This window comes from Pantoea sp. RIT413 (assembly GCF_003057675.2).
GTDB classification, from domain to species: Bacteria; Pseudomonadota; Gammaproteobacteria; order Enterobacterales; family Enterobacteriaceae; genus Pantoea; species Pantoea eucrina.
This window is the reverse complement of sequence record NZ_QBJB02000014.1, coordinates 18,839-33,747: the sequence shown is the minus strand read 5'-3', so window position 1 is coordinate 33,747 and position 14,909 is coordinate 18,839. Positions and strand designations below refer to the sequence as shown.

Genomic DNA, 14,909 nt, shown 5'->3' with positions numbered 1-14,909 from the left:
CTCCGGTTTCAGCGCGCGGGGGTAAAGCTGACAAAACGGCTGCCCTGCATCTTCAGCTCGCCTTTTACGCCCTTATCCATCTGGTGATAATCGCTGGCGCTGACCGCGGTTTTAATGTCGCTCGCCCCGTTCAGCGGATGAAACCAGGCTTCATATTTCATCTCTTCACCGGCAATCTCTTCGCGCTGACGCGAACGACGATTCGGTGCCGGATATTCACGCTTGGTTTTTACCTGCACGGTCAGCGATCGTACCGGGGAGGCGTCGTTAACCGCAGCTTCCCGCCGCTGCTTGATAAACTGCCGGGTCGCCAGAATGGCGATAATCGCCAGGACGATAAAAAAGATTAGCGGTGGTTTGCTCATGTTTTTGCTCGCACTTCACTTCATTTGATCATTAAAAAAGAAGCTAAAGCATACAACCAGAGTTGCCCGATTGTCACATTTGCCAGCGGTAACTTAAACTCAAAGAGAGTCTGGGATATTTCAACAGTGTGGACATCTGGTCTACAAAAGGGAGAAAAAATGCTTTGGTCTTTCCTTGCAGTACTTTTTTCCGGCTGGCTTTATGTGGATGCCTCCTATCGCGGTCCGCAGTGGCAACGCTGGCTGTTTAAACCTGTTACCCTGCTGCTGCTGGTTGCCTGGGCCTGGCAGGCACCTGCCGTGAACACCACTGACTATCTGATCCTTGCCGGACTGATTGCCACGCTGGCAGGCGATGCGCTGATGCTGCTGCCCCGACAGCAAATGCTTTATGCGCTGGGCGCGTTTTTCCTTTCGCATCTGCTCTACACCATCAGTTTTACCGCCCATATGACCATGAGCTTCTACTGGCCTATTCCGCTGACGTTTCTGATTATCGGCGTTGCGGTCATTGCGCTGCTCTGGACGCGGCTGGAGGAGCTGCGCTGGCCCATCTGTACCCTGATTGGCATGACGCTGGTGATGAACTGGATGGCGGCTGAAAACTACTTTTTCCGTCCGACCGATTACAGTTTCTCGCTGCTGATTGGTGCGGGCCTGCTGCTGCTGGCCAATATTATCTGGTTTATTTCACACTATCGCCGCCGCTTCAGCGCTGACAGCGCCATTGTCGCCGCCTGCTATTTTGCCGGTCATTTTATGATCGTGCGTTCACTCTGGCTCTCCTGATAATCCGGCCATTCCGGGCTTGACTCTGGAGCTGACTCCAGAGTGTAGCCTTCAGTAACGGGCAGCTGCCCGTTACTGATACCGGAGGCTCCATGCATCAACAGATTTCCCCCTGCGGCTGTGACCGGCCGGGTAGCAAACTGCAGCCACACGCTGCCGTGCGCCCCCTGCCCGCGGCCCGCTTCACCCGTCTGACCACGCCCGTCACAACCGGCACCGCCTGCTGTGCCGGAAGCGCGGCGTCAGCTAACGCGGATGAAAACAGAGACTCTGCTAACGGGCAGCCTGCACTGCGCTGGCGAATTACCGGGATGGACTGCCCGGGCTGCGCGCGCACTATCGAAACCGCCGTACAAAAGCTGCCGCAGGTCACGCAGGCGCGCGTGATTTTTGCCAGTGAAAAGCTGGAAGTCTGTGCCCCCGCTGCCATGCAGGCCGCTATAGAACAGGCGGTAAAACAGGCGGGCTTCAGGCTGCACGCCGCTGATGCCCCCGCTCCCCCGCCGGCGACTTCATGCTGGCGCGATCGCGCCGCGCTGCTGCTGCTGGCACTGCTGATGCTGACGAGCTGGCTGATAAGTCAGCAGTCACCGATCTGGGGCGATCGCCTGTTTGTTGCGACCGCGCTGGCCGGTCTCCTGCCGGTCGCGCACAGCGCCTGGCAGCGGATCCGCAGCGGCTCGCCTTTCTCAATCGAAACGCTGATGACGGCGGCGGCAGCCGGCGCGCTGGTAACGGGCGCTCATGCCGAAGCTGCGATGGTGCTGCTGCTGTTTTTAATCGGTGAGCGGCTTGAGGCCTGGGCCGCAGCGCAGGCGCGACGCGGTGTGACCGCTCTGATGGCGCTGCGTCCGGAGCGTGCGACACGGCTGCAGGGCGCGCAGCGCGTTGCGGTCCCGCTGGCGGCGCTGCAGCCGGGCGACATTATTGAAGTTGCCGCCGGCGGCCGCCTGCCGGTTGATGGCGAGCTGCTGCAGTTCAGCGCCAGTTTTGATGAAAGCGCATTAACCGGTGAGTCCCTGCCGGTGAGCCATCAGCCCGGCGATCGGCTGATGGCCGGCGCCACCAGCGTTGATCGGCTGGTGCAGATAAAAGTGACCTCTCTGCCGGGAGAGAGCGCTATCGATCGTATCCTGCAGCTCATTGATGAAGCGGAGAGCCATCGCGCACCGGCAGAACGCTTTATCGATCGCTTTAGCCGCATCTATACGCCGGCCATTATGCTGCTGGCGCTACTGGTGATGGTGGTCCCGCCGCTCTCTGGCCTGGGAGAGTGGCAGCCGTGGATCTATAAAGGGCTGACGCTGCTGCTGATTGGCTGCCCCTGCGCGCTGGTGATCTCAACGCCGGCGGCGGTGACTTCAGCGCTGGCCTCTGCCGCGCGTCAGGGCGTGCTGCTTAAAGGTGGCGCCGCGCTGGAGCAGCTGAGCCGCGTGCAGGTTATCGCCTTCGACAAAACCGGCACGCTGACCCTGGGTAAACCGCAGGTTACGGCGATCCGCGCTTTTGGTCAGACTGACGAAGCGGCGCTGCTGCGCCTCGCGGCGGCGGCAGAGCGCGGGTCCGGGCATCCGCTGGCGCAGGCAATTGTCGCAGAAGCCGCGAAACGGCAGCTGACTCTGCCGGATGCGCAACAGCAGCAGGCGCTGGCGGGCAGCGGTATTCGCGCGAGCATTGACGGCGTCCCTTATCAGCTGCTGACACCGCGTGCCGCGCCGGGATTGAGCGATCAGCAGCGGCAGCGTGTGATGGAGTACGAGCGCGAGGGCAACACGGTAGTGATCCTGCTGCAGGCAGATCGGCCGCTGGGGCTGCTGGCGCTGCAGGATCGGCTGCGTGAAGAGGCTGCGGCGGCTATCGATCAGCTCAGAGCCGCGGGGATCGCCAGCGTCATGCTGACCGGAGATAACCCGCGTGCGGCCGCCGCCATAGCGGCAGAACTTAATATTGAATATCGGGCGGGTTTGCTGCCGGCAGACAAAGTCAGTGCCGTACGCGCGCTGAGCCAGCAGCAGCCGCTGGCTATGGTAGGTGACGGCATTAATGATGCGCCAGCGATGAAAGCGGCGGCTATCGGGATTGCTATGGGCAGCGGCACCGACGTGGCGCTGGAAACGGCCGACGCTGCGCTGACGCAGAACCGCCTGACCCTTCTGCCGCAGACCGTCGCGCTGGCGCGGCGCGCCCGCGCCATCGTGCTGCAGAATATTACGCTGGCGCTGGGGCTGAAGGCGCTGTTTCTGCTCACGACGCTGCTCGGCTTAACCGGCTTGTGGCTGGCAGTGCTGGCCGATTCGGGCGCTACGGCGCTGGTGACCGCAAACGCTCTGCGTCTGCTGCGCCAGCCCCCCGTCAGGCCTCCGCGCCTTTCCTGATCAGATACTGGTACGGCAGCGCTTCGGTCTGCTGTGCCAGTAAATCGTGATCCATAAAGCGGCAGAAGCCGGGGATATCGCGCGTAGTCGCCGGATCGTCGGCAATAATCAGCAGCGTTTCACCCGCCTGCATCGTGCGTACCGTCTTGCGTACCATCATCACGGGTTCAGGGCAGCGCAGGCCCAGCGCGTCCAGCGTGTGGTCGGGTGCGGAGAAAGGATCGCTCATGATTCTCTTATCGGTCAGTAAACAGGGATGCTCATTCTAGCTCGCCATTTCCGCAGCGCAAGGCGACAACGATTGCGTTAAAATTAACCGTTGCATAAATTGCGCAACGGGTTAAGATGCCGTCCGATTTTTCAATACCGTTGCTTAGTCCCCAAAATCGTTAGTCTTTTGGCACGCGCAGCCAGCGCAGCAAAAATGCGAACGATGAAGGGATGGGTTCCCTCACCCCATTGTTAAAAAAGGCTCAATATGATCGCTTTTTCTGCGCGTCAGCGCATGCACGCCCTTTTCTGGCTGTCGCTGTTTCATCTGCTGGTGATCACCTCCAGCAATTATCTGGTTCAGCTGCCGGTCGCTATTTTCGGTTTTCATACCACCTGGGGTGCGTTCAGCTTTCCCTTTATTTTTCTCGCAACCGACCTGACCGTGCGTATTTTTGGCGCCCCGCTCGCGCGACGCATTATTCTCGCGGTGATGATCCCGGCGCTATTTATCTCGTACGCTATCTCCTGCCTCTTTTATCAGGGGGCATGGCAGGGCTGGGCGTCGCTGCAGCAGGTCAATCTGTTTGTCGCCCGTATCGCCTGCGCCAGCTTTATGGCCTATGCGCTGGGTCAAATCCTTGACGTTCACGTCTTTAACCGTCTGCGCCAGCTGCCGCAGTGGTGGATAGCGCCAGCCTGCGCCATGTTTCTCGGCAACGTCAGCGATACGCTGGCCTTTTTCTTTATCGCTTTTTATAAGAGCCAGGATCCCTTCATGGCAGCGCACTGGGTCGAGATTGCCCTGGTGGATTACAGCTTCAAAGTGCTGATCTGCCTGATCTTCTTCCTGCCCGCCTACGGCCTGCTGCTGAATGCCGCCCTGAAGCGCATGGCGGAACGGCATCAGGCCCGCCAGATCAATTTCGGCTAATGTGCCATAGACGAAATGGCGCGGTGCGCTAAGATTTCCTGACACATCGGCGGTTGCTTTTGACCGCCGATTCCGTTTGTATAAGCGAGACTGGAATTGTAAAAGGGAACAGAATGCGCAACGTAGTGAAGTATGCAGGTATCGGCCTGCTGGTGCTGGGCCTGGCGGCGTGCGATCAGAAAAAAGAGGATGCTGCTGACAACAGCGGTACCAGCGTCAGCCAGTCCACTCAGACGGTGAATCTGATGGAAGGGAAACTGAGCTTTACGCTGCCTGCGGGCATGTCTGATAAGAGCGGTAAACTCGGCTCTGAATCCACCAATATGCACGTCTACGCTAATGAAACCGGCCAGCGCGCCATTATCGTGATTGCCGGCGACCCGACCAGTGACTCACTTGAGACGCTCTCAAAACGTCTGGAGCAGCAGCAGCGCAATCGCGATCCGCAGCTGCAGGTGGTGTCGAATAAAGCGGTAACGCTGAAAGACCAGCCGGCACAGCAGCTGGATACGGTGATTTCCGCTAACAACCAGACATCGTGGTCAACGGTGGTGCTGGCAAAAGTCGATAACCAGCTGCTGACGCTGCAGATCACCCTGCCGGCAGAGAATCAGCAGCAGGCGCAGAGCGATGCAGACAGCATTGTGAAGAGCATTACGCTGAAGTAAGCCGTTACCCGATGCGCATTAATGCGCATCGGGCCATATTTTGCAGGGTCGCCATTCATGGCGACCTTTTTTATAACCGCACCGGCGAAATATGCCAGATCTCATCCGCATACTCCTGAATGGTGCGATCTGACGAGAAGTAGCCCATACCGGCGATATTCAGCGCTGCACGCCGCTGCCACTCATCCGGCTGCCGGTAAAGCTTATCCACTTTATCCTGCGTATCCACATAGCTGCGGTAATCCGCCAGCAGCTGATAGTGGTCACCAAAGTTAACCAGCGCATCAAACAGGTTGCGATACCGTCCAGGCTCCTGCGGACTGAACACGCCGGTGGCAATCTGCGTCAGCACCTGATGCAGTTCAGCATCTTCCTCAAAGTATTTGCGCGGGTTGTAGCCCTCTTTGCGCAGCTGCTCAACCTGCGGCGTGGTGTTGCCGAAGATAAAGATGTTCTCTGCGCCCACGTGCTCGCGCATCTCCACGTTTGCGCCATCCAGCGTGCCGATGGTCAGCGCGCCGTTTAGCGCAAACTTCATGTTACTGGTGCCGGAGGCCTCAGTACCCGCCGTGGAGATCTGCTCGGAAAGATCGGCCGCCGGAATGATGATCTGCGCGAGGCTGACGCCGTAGTTAGGAATAAACACCACTTTCAGCTTGTTCTTTACCTGCGGATCGTTGTTGATCACGTCAGCCACATCGTTGATCAGATGGATAATGTGTTTTGCCACGTAGTAGGCCGAGGCGGCTTTACCGGCAAAAATATTTACGCGCGGCACCCAGCTGGCATCGGGATCGGCTTTGATCCGGTTATAGCGGGTGATCACATGCAGCACGTTAAGCAGCTGCCGTTTGTACTCGTGAATACGCTTGATCTGTACATCGAACAGCGCGTGCGGATTGAGCACGATATCCATATTTTTGGCGACCCATGCCGCCAGCCGCTGCTTGTTGGCAAATTTGGCATCGGCAACCTGGCGAATAAACGCCGGGTAGTCGATATGCGGCTGCAGCTCGCTGAGCTGTGACAGATCGGTGCGCCAGGTGCGGCCAATGGTTTCATCCAGCACGCCGGAGAGCGCCGGATTCGCCAGCGCCAGCCAGCGACGCGGCGTCACGCCGTTGGTCTTGTTGCAGAAACGTCCCGGAAAGAGCCGGGCAAAGTCGGCAAACAGCGACTGCACCATCAAATTGGAGTGCAGCTCAGAGACGCCGTTTACTTTGTGACTCACCACTACCGCCAGCCACGCCATACGGATGCGGCGGCCATCATTCTCATCGATGATCGAGATGCGCGACATCAGATCCCAGTCGTCGGGATAGTGCTCCTGAATCGTCTTCAGGAAGTAATCGTTGATCTCGAAAATAATACTCAGGTGACGCGGCAAAATTTTGCCGATCATATCTACCGGCCAGGTCTCCAGCGCCTCGCTCATCAGCGTATGGTTGGTATAGGAGAAGATCTGACAGGTGACTTCAAACGCGTCATCCCAGCTGAATTTATACTCATCAATCAGCAGCCGCATCAGCTCCGGGATCGCCAGAACCGGATGCGTGTCGTTCAAATGGATAGCGACTTTGTCAGCAAGGTTGTCCCAGGTTTCATGCATTTTCCAGTGGCGATGCAGAATATCCTGCACCGTAGAGGAGACAAGAAAGTACTCCTGACGCAGCCGCAGCTCGCGTCCTGAGTAGGTTGAATCATCCGGATAGAGAACCCGCGAAACGTTCTCGGAATGATTTTTGTCCTCGACGGCCGCAAAGTAGTCGCCCTGGTTAAACTTGCCGAGATTGATCTCATTGCTCGCCTGCGCCCCCCACAGCCGCAGGGTATTGGTGGCATCGGTGTCAAAACCGGGAATGATTTGATCGTACGCCATCGCGACAATCTCTTCCGTTTCAATCCAGCGAACGCGCGCGCCCTCATGCTGCAGACGACCGCCGAAACGCACTTTATAGCGGGTATTATGGCGCTGAAATTCCCACGGATTGCCATACTCCAGCCAGTAGTCCGGCGACTCACGCTGCTGGCCGTCGACAATGTTCTGCCGGAACATACCGTAGTCATAGCGGATGCCGTAACCGCGTCCCGGCAGGCCTAACGTTGCCAGCGAATCTAAAAAGCAGGCGGCCAGACGACCAAGGCCGCCGTTGCCGAGTCCGGGATCGTTCTCCTCTTCCATCAGTTCGCTGAGATTGAGTCCCATCTCATCCAGCGCCTGATTGAGATCGTCATAAATGCCCATCGCCAGCAGCGCATTGCCCAGCGTGCGGCCCATCAGGAACTCCATCGACAGGTAGTAAACCTGACGCACATCCTGCGACAGCTGCGCACGGCTGGAACGCAGCCAGCGCTCCACCATACGGTCGCGCACCGCGAGCAGCGAGGCGTTCAGCCACTCGTGTTTATTCGCGATTGAAGGATCTTTGCCAATCGTAAACATCAGCTTATAGGCGATTGAGTGCTTCAGCGCTTCAACCGTCAGCGTGGGTGAGGCGTAGGTGAAAGGTGCATTCATATCCGGACTCCCAATCTCTCAATTACAGCATACGTTGATAAAGATCGCGGTAGGCCTGCGCAGCCACCTGCCAGCTGAAATCCATCGCCATGGCCTGGCGCTGAACATAGCGCCACAGTGAAGGCCGTGACCAGAGTACAAAGGCGCGACGAATAGCCCGCAGCAGTGACCAGGCATTGCTGTCTTCAAAACTGAAGCCGCTGGCAACACCATCCGCCAGGTTCTCCAGAGAGCTATCCTGTACGGTATCGGCCAGGCCACCGGTACGACGCACCAGCGGCAGCGTGCCATATTTCAGGCCATAGAGCTGCGTCAGCCCGCAGGGTTCAAAGCGGCTGGGAACCATAATCACATCGGCACCGCCAACAATGCGGTGTGAGAACGCTTCGTGATAGCCAATCTGCACGCCTACGCTGCCGGGGTGTTCCGCCGCGGCCGCAAGGAAACCCTGCTGCAGTTCGGCGTCGCCCTGACCCAGCAGCACCAGCTGCCCGCCCTGCGCCAGCAGACCCGGCAGCGCTTCCAGCACCAGATCGAGCCCTTTCTGTTTTGTCAGCCGGCTGATGACGCAGAAAATCGGCACTTTATCGTCGACCTTCAGTCCCATGGCGATCTGCAGCTGACGTTTGTTTTCCGCTTTGCTTTCCAGGGTTTCGCGGTCATAACGGGCGGTCAGCAGCAGGTCATGAGCCGGATCCCAGATGCCCGGATCCACACCGTTGAGAATACCGCTCAGACGACCTTCACGCAGACGCTGCTCCAGCAGCGCTTCCATGCCATAACCAAACTCCGGTCGGGTGATCTCCAGCGCGTAGGTCGGACTGACCGCCGTGATGTGATCGGCAAAGAACAGACCAGCCTTGAGGTAAGAGATCTGGCCGTAAAACTCCAGGCCATGCATGCCAAAATATTCGCGCGGGATCTGAATCTCATCCAGATGCCGGGCGTTAAACAGCCCCTGATAGGCAAGGTTGTGTACGGTAAAGACCGTTTTAGCCGGATTGCCGCGCGCGGCGATATAGGCGCAGGTCAGACCGGCATGCCAGTCATGCGCGTGCACAATCTGCGGACGCCACAGGCCATCTACTCCGCTGGCCAGCTCGGCACCCATCCAGCCCAGCAGTGCGAAACGCAGATAGTTGTCTACGTATGCGAACTGCGACGTGTCGTGGTAGGGGCTGCCGGGACGGTCATACAGTCCTGGCGCATCAATCAGATAAATACCGACACCGTTGTACTGCCCGAACAGCAGGCGCACGGGCCCGGCAAAAGTTTGCAGCTCCGCCACCACGTCAGTATCAGGAATTCCTTTACGCAGATCCGGAAACGCCGGGATCAGTACCCGCGTATCCGTACCATCGGCTATTTGCGCCTGCGGTAATGCGCCGACGACATCAGCCAGCCCGCCCGTTTTCAGCAGCGGAAAAAGCTCTGAACAGACATGTAAAACCTGCATCCTGAACCCCTATTATGTTATCGCGCGCGTTCCACGCGGCGGTTTTTTTGTATGCTTGTCGCCACTCACTGACCCGCGGTGGCCAGCCTGGCCAGCATGGCGCGCGTCACCAGTACGATGCCCTCTTCCGATCGGTAAAAACGCCGGCTGTCTTCATCCGGATTCTCTCCAATCACCATGCCCTCCGGGATTGCGCAGGCACGGTCAATTACACAGCGGCGAAGCCGGCACGAACGGCCTACCACAACATCCGGTAGCAGCACCGCTGAATCAATATTGCAAAATGAGTTTACGCGCACGCGCGGAAACAGCACTGAATTCACGACTACGGAGCCGGAAATAATACAGCCGCCCGATACCAGCGAGTTCATGGTCATGCCATGACTGCCGGAGCGATCCTGCACAAATTTAGCCGGCGGCAGTGGCTCCATATGGGTCCGGATGGGCCATTCATGGTCATACATATCCAGCTCTGGCGTCACGGATGCCAGATCAAGATTCGCACGCCAGTAGGCCTCCAGCGTACCTACATCACGCCAGTAGGGTTCTGCATTCTCATCGTTCTGCACGCAGGAGAGCGTGAATGAATGTGCATACGCCTCACCGCTCGCCACAATTTTTGGCAGCAGATCTTTGCCAAAGTCGTGGCTGGAGTTCTCTACCAGCAAATCTTCTTCCAGTAACTGATAAAGATAGTCGGCATTGAAAACATAGATACCCATACTTGCCAGCGCCTTATCTGCGTCGCCAGGCATAGCGGGAGGAGTCGCGGGTTTTTCAACAAAATCGACCACGTTGTTGTCAGCATCTACCGCCATCACGCCAAAGGCGGTCGCTTCCGCCAGCGGAACCGGCAGACAGGCGATAGTGCACTTCGCCCCGCGTTCAGCGTGGTCGAGCAGCATACGCGAGTAGTCCATTTTGTAGATGTGATCGCCGGCAAGGATCACGATGTACTGTGCGTTATAGCGCCGGATAATATCGAGGTTCTGCGTCACCGCATCGGCGGTGCCGCGATACCAGTACTCCGTCGCGGCGCGCTGCTGAGCGGGCAGCAAATCGACAAACTCATTCATCTCTTCGTTAAACAGTGACCAGCCGCGCTGAATATGCTGCGTCAGCGTATGCGACTGATACTGGGTAATGACGCCGATGCGCCGGATGCCTGAGTTAATGCAGTTGGAAAGGGCAAAGTCGATGATACGAAACTTGCCGCCAAAGTGAACGGCAGGCTTCGCGCGTTTTGCGGTCAGATCTTTCAGACGCGTGCCGCGTCCGCCAGCAAGGATCAGGGCAACTGTCTGGGTAGGGAGCTGGCGCGCCAGCATCAGAGGATCGTTTCTGTCTAACTTCACCATGTCTGACTCCTTATGATTGCTTTAGGAACACACACACGCCGCGTGCGGGCCCGTGCCAGACAGTTGTCAAAATGGGATTATCTTCCCCGGCGAAAGGAGGTATGGCATGCCATTCTCCGTCTGGTAAGGCTAGGTCACTGATTGCATCTGTTGCATTTATTGTTATCAGCCAGCGATCCGACAGCAGGATTTGCATCTGATGCGCACTCCGCTCCCACTCTTCTGGTTCCAGTGGTTTGCCGCTGGCATTGAACCACTGCACCTGACCATCACCTTCCTGCCACCAGCAGTCTGCCGTCAGCGCCGGAATGCGCTGGCGCAGCTGGATCAGCGCCGCAGTAAAGTCGACCAGCCCTTCATCATCCTGCTGCCAGTTGAGCCACGTCAGCAGGTTATTCTGACAGTAGGCGTTGTTGTTGCCATACTGGCTCTGGCCGCGCTCATCGCCCGCCAGCAGCATTGGCGTGCCCTGTGCCAGCAGCAGCGTGGTCAGCAGCGCATGCGCGCTGTGCCGCCGCCGCTGCAGGACATCCGGATTCGCTTTCAGCCCTTCATGCCCGTGGTTATGACTGAAGTTGTCACTGCTGCCGTCGCGGTTATCCTCGCCGTTAGCCTGATTATGTTTATGGTTATAGCTCACCAGGTCGCGCAGCGTGAAGCCATCATGCGCGGTAATAAAATTAATGCTGGCGTGCGGCCGGCGCCCTGCCTGCTGAAACAGATCGGCTGAGGCGGCAAACCGACGCGCCAGCTCGCCGTTGTTCAGTTCGCCATGCAGCCAGTAGCGGCGTGCGGCGTCGCGAAAATGGTCGTTCCATTCGGCAAAGCCTGGCGGAAACCGGCCCACCTGATAGCCGTTTTCGCCGATATCCCATGGCTCAGCAATCAGCTTGACCTGCGACAGAACCGGACAGGCGCGAATCGCCGCCAGCAGCGGTGCTTCAGCGCAAAAGTCCGGCGTACGCCCCAGCACGCTGGCGAGATCAAAGCGAAAGCCATCAACGTGACAGTGCTGTACCCAGTATCGCAGCGCTTCCAGCGCCCACGCCACCACCTGCTGCTCGCTGAGATTTAGCGTGTTGCCGCAGCCGGTCCAGTTCTGGTAATTCCCCTGCTCATCAAGCCAGTAGTAGCTGGCGTTATCCACCCCGCGCAGCGACAGCGTCGGGCCAATCTCTTCCAGCTCTGCGGAGTGGTTAAAGACCACGTCCAGGATCACTTCAATACCTGCTGCGTGCAGCGTTTTCACCGCCTGCTGAAACTCCTGCAGCGCTGTGACGCCCGCTTCCCCTGACGCATAATCCGGGTGTACCGCCCAGAGCGCGTAGGGGTTGTAGCCCCAGTAGTTTTGCAGCCCTGTCCGCTGCAGCCGCGGCTCGCTGGCAAACGCCGCCACCGGCAGCAGCTCCAGCGCGGTAATGCCGAGGTCGCGCAGGTACTTCACCATAGCAGGGTGGCCGAGCGCCGCATACGTCCCGCGCAGCGTTTCAGGAATTTCCGGATGCAGCTGCGTCAGACCGCGCACGTGCGCTTCGTAAATGACCGTTTTGCCCCAGGGCGTACGCGGTGGCCGATCGTCTTCCCAGTCAAAGTCTTCAGCGATAACCAGCGATTTGGGCATGCAGCCGGCGCTGTCCTGACTGTCAGGCTGCGCGATGCCGCCATACAGCGCGGCGTCATCCGCAACGCTGCCGGTAACGGCTTTGGCGCAGGGGTCCACCAGCAGTTTAGCCGGATTAAAACGGTGTCCCCGCTGCGGATCCCACGGACCATAAACGCGATAGCCGTAGCGCTGACCCGGCTTCAGCCCGGCAATATAGCCGTGCCAGATATCGCCGCTGCGGGCGGGCAGCGTCAGACGCTGCTCCTCTCCTTCACAGCTGAACAGGCAGAGCTCCACCTTCTCTGCGTGACGCGAGAAGAGCGTGAAGTTGACGCCGCGTCCATCATAGCGGGCCCCGTGCGGCGCAGGCTGGCCCGCTTCGATCATCAGTCCGCCTCCCGCACCAGCCAGATGGTCGACAGCGGTGGCAGGGTCAGACTCAGCGACTGCGCGCGGCCGTGGCTGGCAATCTCGTCGGTGCGGGCGATGCTGTGGTTACGCACGTCGCTGCCGTGATAGTCGTGCTGATCGGTATTCAGCACTTCGCGCCAGCTGCCCGCCTGATTGACGCCAAAACGGTAATCCTGGCGCGTGACCGGCGTAAAGTTGCTGGCAACAATGATCTCATTGCCTTCGCGGTCGCGGCGTACAAAGACAAACACCGAGTTATCGTGGTCATCCACTACCAGCCACTCAAAGCCCTGCGGATCAAAGTCGAGCTGATAAAGTGGCGCATAGTGGCGATAGGTGTGGTTGAGATCGCGTACCAGACGCTGCACGCCGTGATGCCAGTTGTCATCGCCTTCCAGCAGGTGCCAGTCGAGGCTGACGTCATGGTTCCACTCGCGCCCCTGAGCAAACTCATTGCCCATAAACTGCAGCTTTTTACCCGGAAACGCCCACATCCAGCCGTAGTAGGCGCGCAGGTTAGCGAACTTCTGCCAGGCGTCACCCGGCATGCGATCGAGAATAGAGCGCTTGCCGTGCACCACTTCGTCATGGGAGAGCGGCAGCACGAAGTTTTCGCTGTAGTTGTAGGCCATGCCAAATGTCATCAGATTGTGATGATAGCGGCGATGTACCGGGTCGAGCTTCATGTAGTCGAGGGTGTCGTGCATCCAGCCCAGGTTCCACTTAAACCAGAAGCCCAGCCCTTCATTTTCGCTCGGGCGCGTGACGCCAGGGAAGTCGGTTGACTCTTCCGCCACGGTGATGCTGCCAGGTACCGCCGTGCCCAGCGTCTGGTTGGTATGACGCAGAAATGCAATCGCTTCCAGATTTTCGCGCCCGCCCAGATGATTCGGGATCCACTCGCCCGCTTTACGGCTGTAGTCGCGGTAGATCATTGAAGCCACCGCATCCACGCGCAGGCCGTCAATGCCAAACCGCTCCAGCCAGTAAAGCGCGTTACCGGAGAGATAGTTGCTGACTTCACGCCGGCCAAAGTTATAGATCAGCGTATTCCAGTCCTGATGATACCCTTCGCGCGGATCGCTGTGCTCATAGAGTTCAGTGCCGTCAAATTTCGCCAGACCGAAGTCGTCGTCAGGAAAATGGCCCGGTACCCAGTCCAGCAGTACGTTGATACCCGCCTCATGTGCCGCTGCAATAAACTGACGGAACTCATCGCGCGTGCCGAAGCGCCGCGTCGGCGCATACATGCCCAGCGGCTGATAACCCCAGCTGCCGTCAAACGGATGCTCATTAATCGGCAGCAGCTCGATATGGGTAAAGCCCATCTCTTTGACATAGGGGATAAGCTGCTCAGCCAGCTCTTTGTAGCTCAGCCAGAAGTTGTTATCGGTGTGGCGTCGCCATGAGCCGAGGTGCACCTCATAAATAGAGATAGGCTGATCAAAACCGTTCGCCGCTTTGCGCGCTGGCTGCATCTCAACCTTCGGCGGCAGGCCGCAGATCATCGATGCCGTCTGCGGGCGCATCTGCGCTTCAAACGCAAACGGGTCAGCTTTGATACGCATCTGCCCGTGTAAATCGACAATCTCATATTTATAGAGCTGTCCGTTTACCGCACCCGGCACAAACAGCTCCCAGATACCGAGTTCGCGCCGGAAGCGCATCGGATGACGGCGGCCGTCCCAGAAGTTGAAGTCGCCCACCACAGAGACGCGCCGGGCATTCGGCGCCCATACGGCAAAGCGGATGCCGCTGACGCCATCAATGGTCGCGCCGTGCGCACCCAGGGTTTCATACGGACGCTGGTGCGTACCTTCAGCCAGCAGCCAGGCGTCCATATCGGCCAGCAGCGGGCCAAAACGGTAGGCGTCATCAATCAGATTCTGCTGACCATGCCAGTTCACCGCCAGCTGATAGCGAAACATGTTCTTGCGGCGCGGAATCACTCCGCTGAAAAAGCCGCGTGAATCCAGACACTTCAGCTGACCACATTTGCGGCCGGTTTTGGTTTCAATCACCCAGACTTCAGACGCATCCGGCAGCAGCGCGCGGACTTCAAGGCCCTGAACGGTCTGGTGCATTCCCAGGACAGAAAAGGGGTCGGCGTAATCCCCGGCAAAAAGCGCATTGATCGCATCGCGATCGGGAAACTCTGACATGACTTTCTTCCTATGATTTTGTGCAGGCGACCGCAGGGGCAGCTGTGCCGCTGTAAGTGC

The 14,909-nt window shown here is 58.4% G+C and carries 11 protein-coding genes; 4 read left to right on the top strand and 7 right to left on the bottom strand.

Annotation, left to right across the window (positions count from 1 at the left end; all coding sequences use genetic code 11):
* Positions 1–8 precede the first annotated feature (8 nt).
* Positions 9–365 (bottom strand): DUF2500 domain-containing protein, encoded by a 357-nt coding sequence (locus tag DBY66_RS14980; RefSeq protein WP_039381903.1) that lies wholly within the window; start codon positions 363–365, stop codon positions 9–11.
* Between the two features lie 159 nt (positions 366–524).
* On the opposite strand from DBY66_RS14980, the gene DBY66_RS14975 reads away from it, so the two are divergent.
* Complete coding sequence (locus tag DBY66_RS14975; RefSeq protein ID WP_039381901.1) at positions 525–1,154, top strand: lysoplasmalogenase; 630 nt, start codon at positions 525–527, stop codon at positions 1,152–1,154.
* A gap of 92 nt (positions 1,155–1,246) precedes the next feature.
* Positions 1,247–3,529, top strand: coding sequence for a zinc/cadmium/mercury/lead-transporting ATPase (locus DBY66_RS14970; RefSeq protein ID WP_108570116.1), 2,283 nt, complete (start codon positions 1,247–1,249; stop codon positions 3,527–3,529).
* Here the strand turns inward: DBY66_RS14970 and tusA are convergent.
* Positions 3,507–3,758 carry a sulfurtransferase TusA gene (gene tusA / locus DBY66_RS14965; RefSeq protein ID WP_039381895.1) on the bottom strand — a complete coding sequence of 84 codons (252 nt, stop codon included), beginning with the start codon at positions 3,756–3,758 and terminating at the stop codon, positions 3,507–3,509. The genes DBY66_RS14970 and tusA overlap by 23 nt on opposite strands.
* A 249-nt stretch (positions 3,759–4,007) precedes the next feature.
* Between tusA and DBY66_RS14960 the strand changes: the two genes are divergently transcribed.
* Entirely contained in the window at positions 4,008–4,673 is a 666-nt protein-coding gene (locus DBY66_RS14960; protein ID WP_039381893.1) for a 7-cyano-7-deazaguanine/7-aminomethyl-7-deazaguanine transporter, read from the top strand.
* A gap of 113 nt (positions 4,674–4,786) precedes the next feature.
* Positions 4,787–5,341 carry a DcrB family lipoprotein gene (locus tag DBY66_RS14955; RefSeq protein WP_108570115.1) on the top strand — a complete coding sequence of 185 codons (555 nt, stop codon included), beginning with the start codon at positions 4,787–4,789 and terminating at the stop codon, positions 5,339–5,341.
* Positions 5,342–5,411: 70 nt separating this feature from the next.
* Here the strand turns inward: DBY66_RS14955 and glgP are convergent, their stop codons facing one another.
* From glgP to glgB, 5 genes are all read right to left on the bottom strand, one after another.
* Positions 5,412–7,859, bottom strand: coding sequence for a glycogen phosphorylase (gene glgP / locus DBY66_RS14950; RefSeq protein WP_039381888.1), 2,448 nt, complete (start codon positions 7,857–7,859; stop codon positions 5,412–5,414).
* A gap of 22 nt (positions 7,860–7,881) precedes the next feature.
* Complete coding sequence (gene glgA / locus DBY66_RS14945) at positions 7,882–9,315, bottom strand: glycogen synthase GlgA (protein ID WP_039381887.1); 1,434 nt, start codon at positions 9,313–9,315, stop codon at positions 7,882–7,884.
* A 65-nt stretch (positions 9,316–9,380) separates the two neighbouring features.
* Positions 9,381–10,673 carry a glucose-1-phosphate adenylyltransferase gene (glgC, locus tag DBY66_RS14940; RefSeq protein ID WP_094112167.1) on the bottom strand — a complete coding sequence of 431 codons (1,293 nt, stop codon included), beginning with the start codon at positions 10,671–10,673 and terminating at the stop codon, positions 9,381–9,383.
* A gap of 10 nt (positions 10,674–10,683) precedes the next feature.
* The gene (gene glgX / locus DBY66_RS14935; RefSeq protein ID WP_108570114.1) at positions 10,684–12,663 is read right to left on the bottom strand and encodes a glycogen debranching protein GlgX; all 1,980 of its coding nucleotides are present in this window, start codon (positions 12,661–12,663) and stop codon (positions 10,684–10,686) included.
* A complete protein-coding gene (gene glgB, locus DBY66_RS14930; protein ID WP_104085629.1) occupies positions 12,663–14,849 on the bottom strand; it encodes a 1,4-alpha-glucan branching enzyme in 2,187 nt (728 codons plus the stop codon). The genes glgX and glgB overlap by 1 nt, the downstream gene beginning before the upstream one ends.
* Positions 14,850–14,909: the final 60 nt, after the last annotated feature.

What these genes read in the sequence shown, in the direction of transcription:
- DBY66_RS14980 (WP_039381903.1), bottom strand. Translation starts at nt 365, where the DNA reads ATGAGCAAACCACCGCTAATCTTTTTTATCGTCCTGGCGATTATCGCC.
- glgX (WP_108570114.1), bottom strand. Translation starts at nt 12,663, where the DNA reads ATGATCGAAGCGGGCCAGCCTGCGCCGCACGGGGCCCGCTATGATGGA.
- tusA (WP_039381895.1), bottom strand. Translation starts at nt 3,758, where the DNA reads ATGAGCGATCCTTTCTCCGCACCCGACCACACGCTGGACGCGCTGGGC.
- glgB (WP_104085629.1), bottom strand. Translation starts at nt 14,849, where the DNA reads ATGTCAGAGTTTCCCGATCGCGATGCGATCAATGCGCTTTTTGCCGGG.
- DBY66_RS14960 (WP_039381893.1), top strand. Translation starts at nt 4,008, where the DNA reads ATGATCGCTTTTTCTGCGCGTCAGCGCATGCACGCCCTTTTCTGGCTG.
- DBY66_RS14975 (WP_039381901.1), top strand. Translation starts at nt 525, where the DNA reads ATGCTTTGGTCTTTCCTTGCAGTACTTTTTTCCGGCTGGCTTTATGTG.
- glgA (WP_039381887.1), bottom strand. Translation starts at nt 9,315, where the DNA reads ATGCAGGTTTTACATGTCTGTTCAGAGCTTTTTCCGCTGCTGAAAACG.
- DBY66_RS14970 (WP_108570116.1), top strand. Translation starts at nt 1,247, where the DNA reads ATGCATCAACAGATTTCCCCCTGCGGCTGTGACCGGCCGGGTAGCAAA.
- DBY66_RS14955 (WP_108570115.1), top strand. Translation starts at nt 4,787, where the DNA reads ATGCGCAACGTAGTGAAGTATGCAGGTATCGGCCTGCTGGTGCTGGGC.
- glgC (WP_094112167.1), bottom strand. Translation starts at nt 10,673, where the DNA reads ATGGTGAAGTTAGACAGAAACGATCCTCTGATGCTGGCGCGCCAGCTC.
- glgP (WP_039381888.1), bottom strand. Translation starts at nt 7,859, where the DNA reads ATGAATGCACCTTTCACCTACGCCTCACCCACGCTGACGGTTGAAGCG.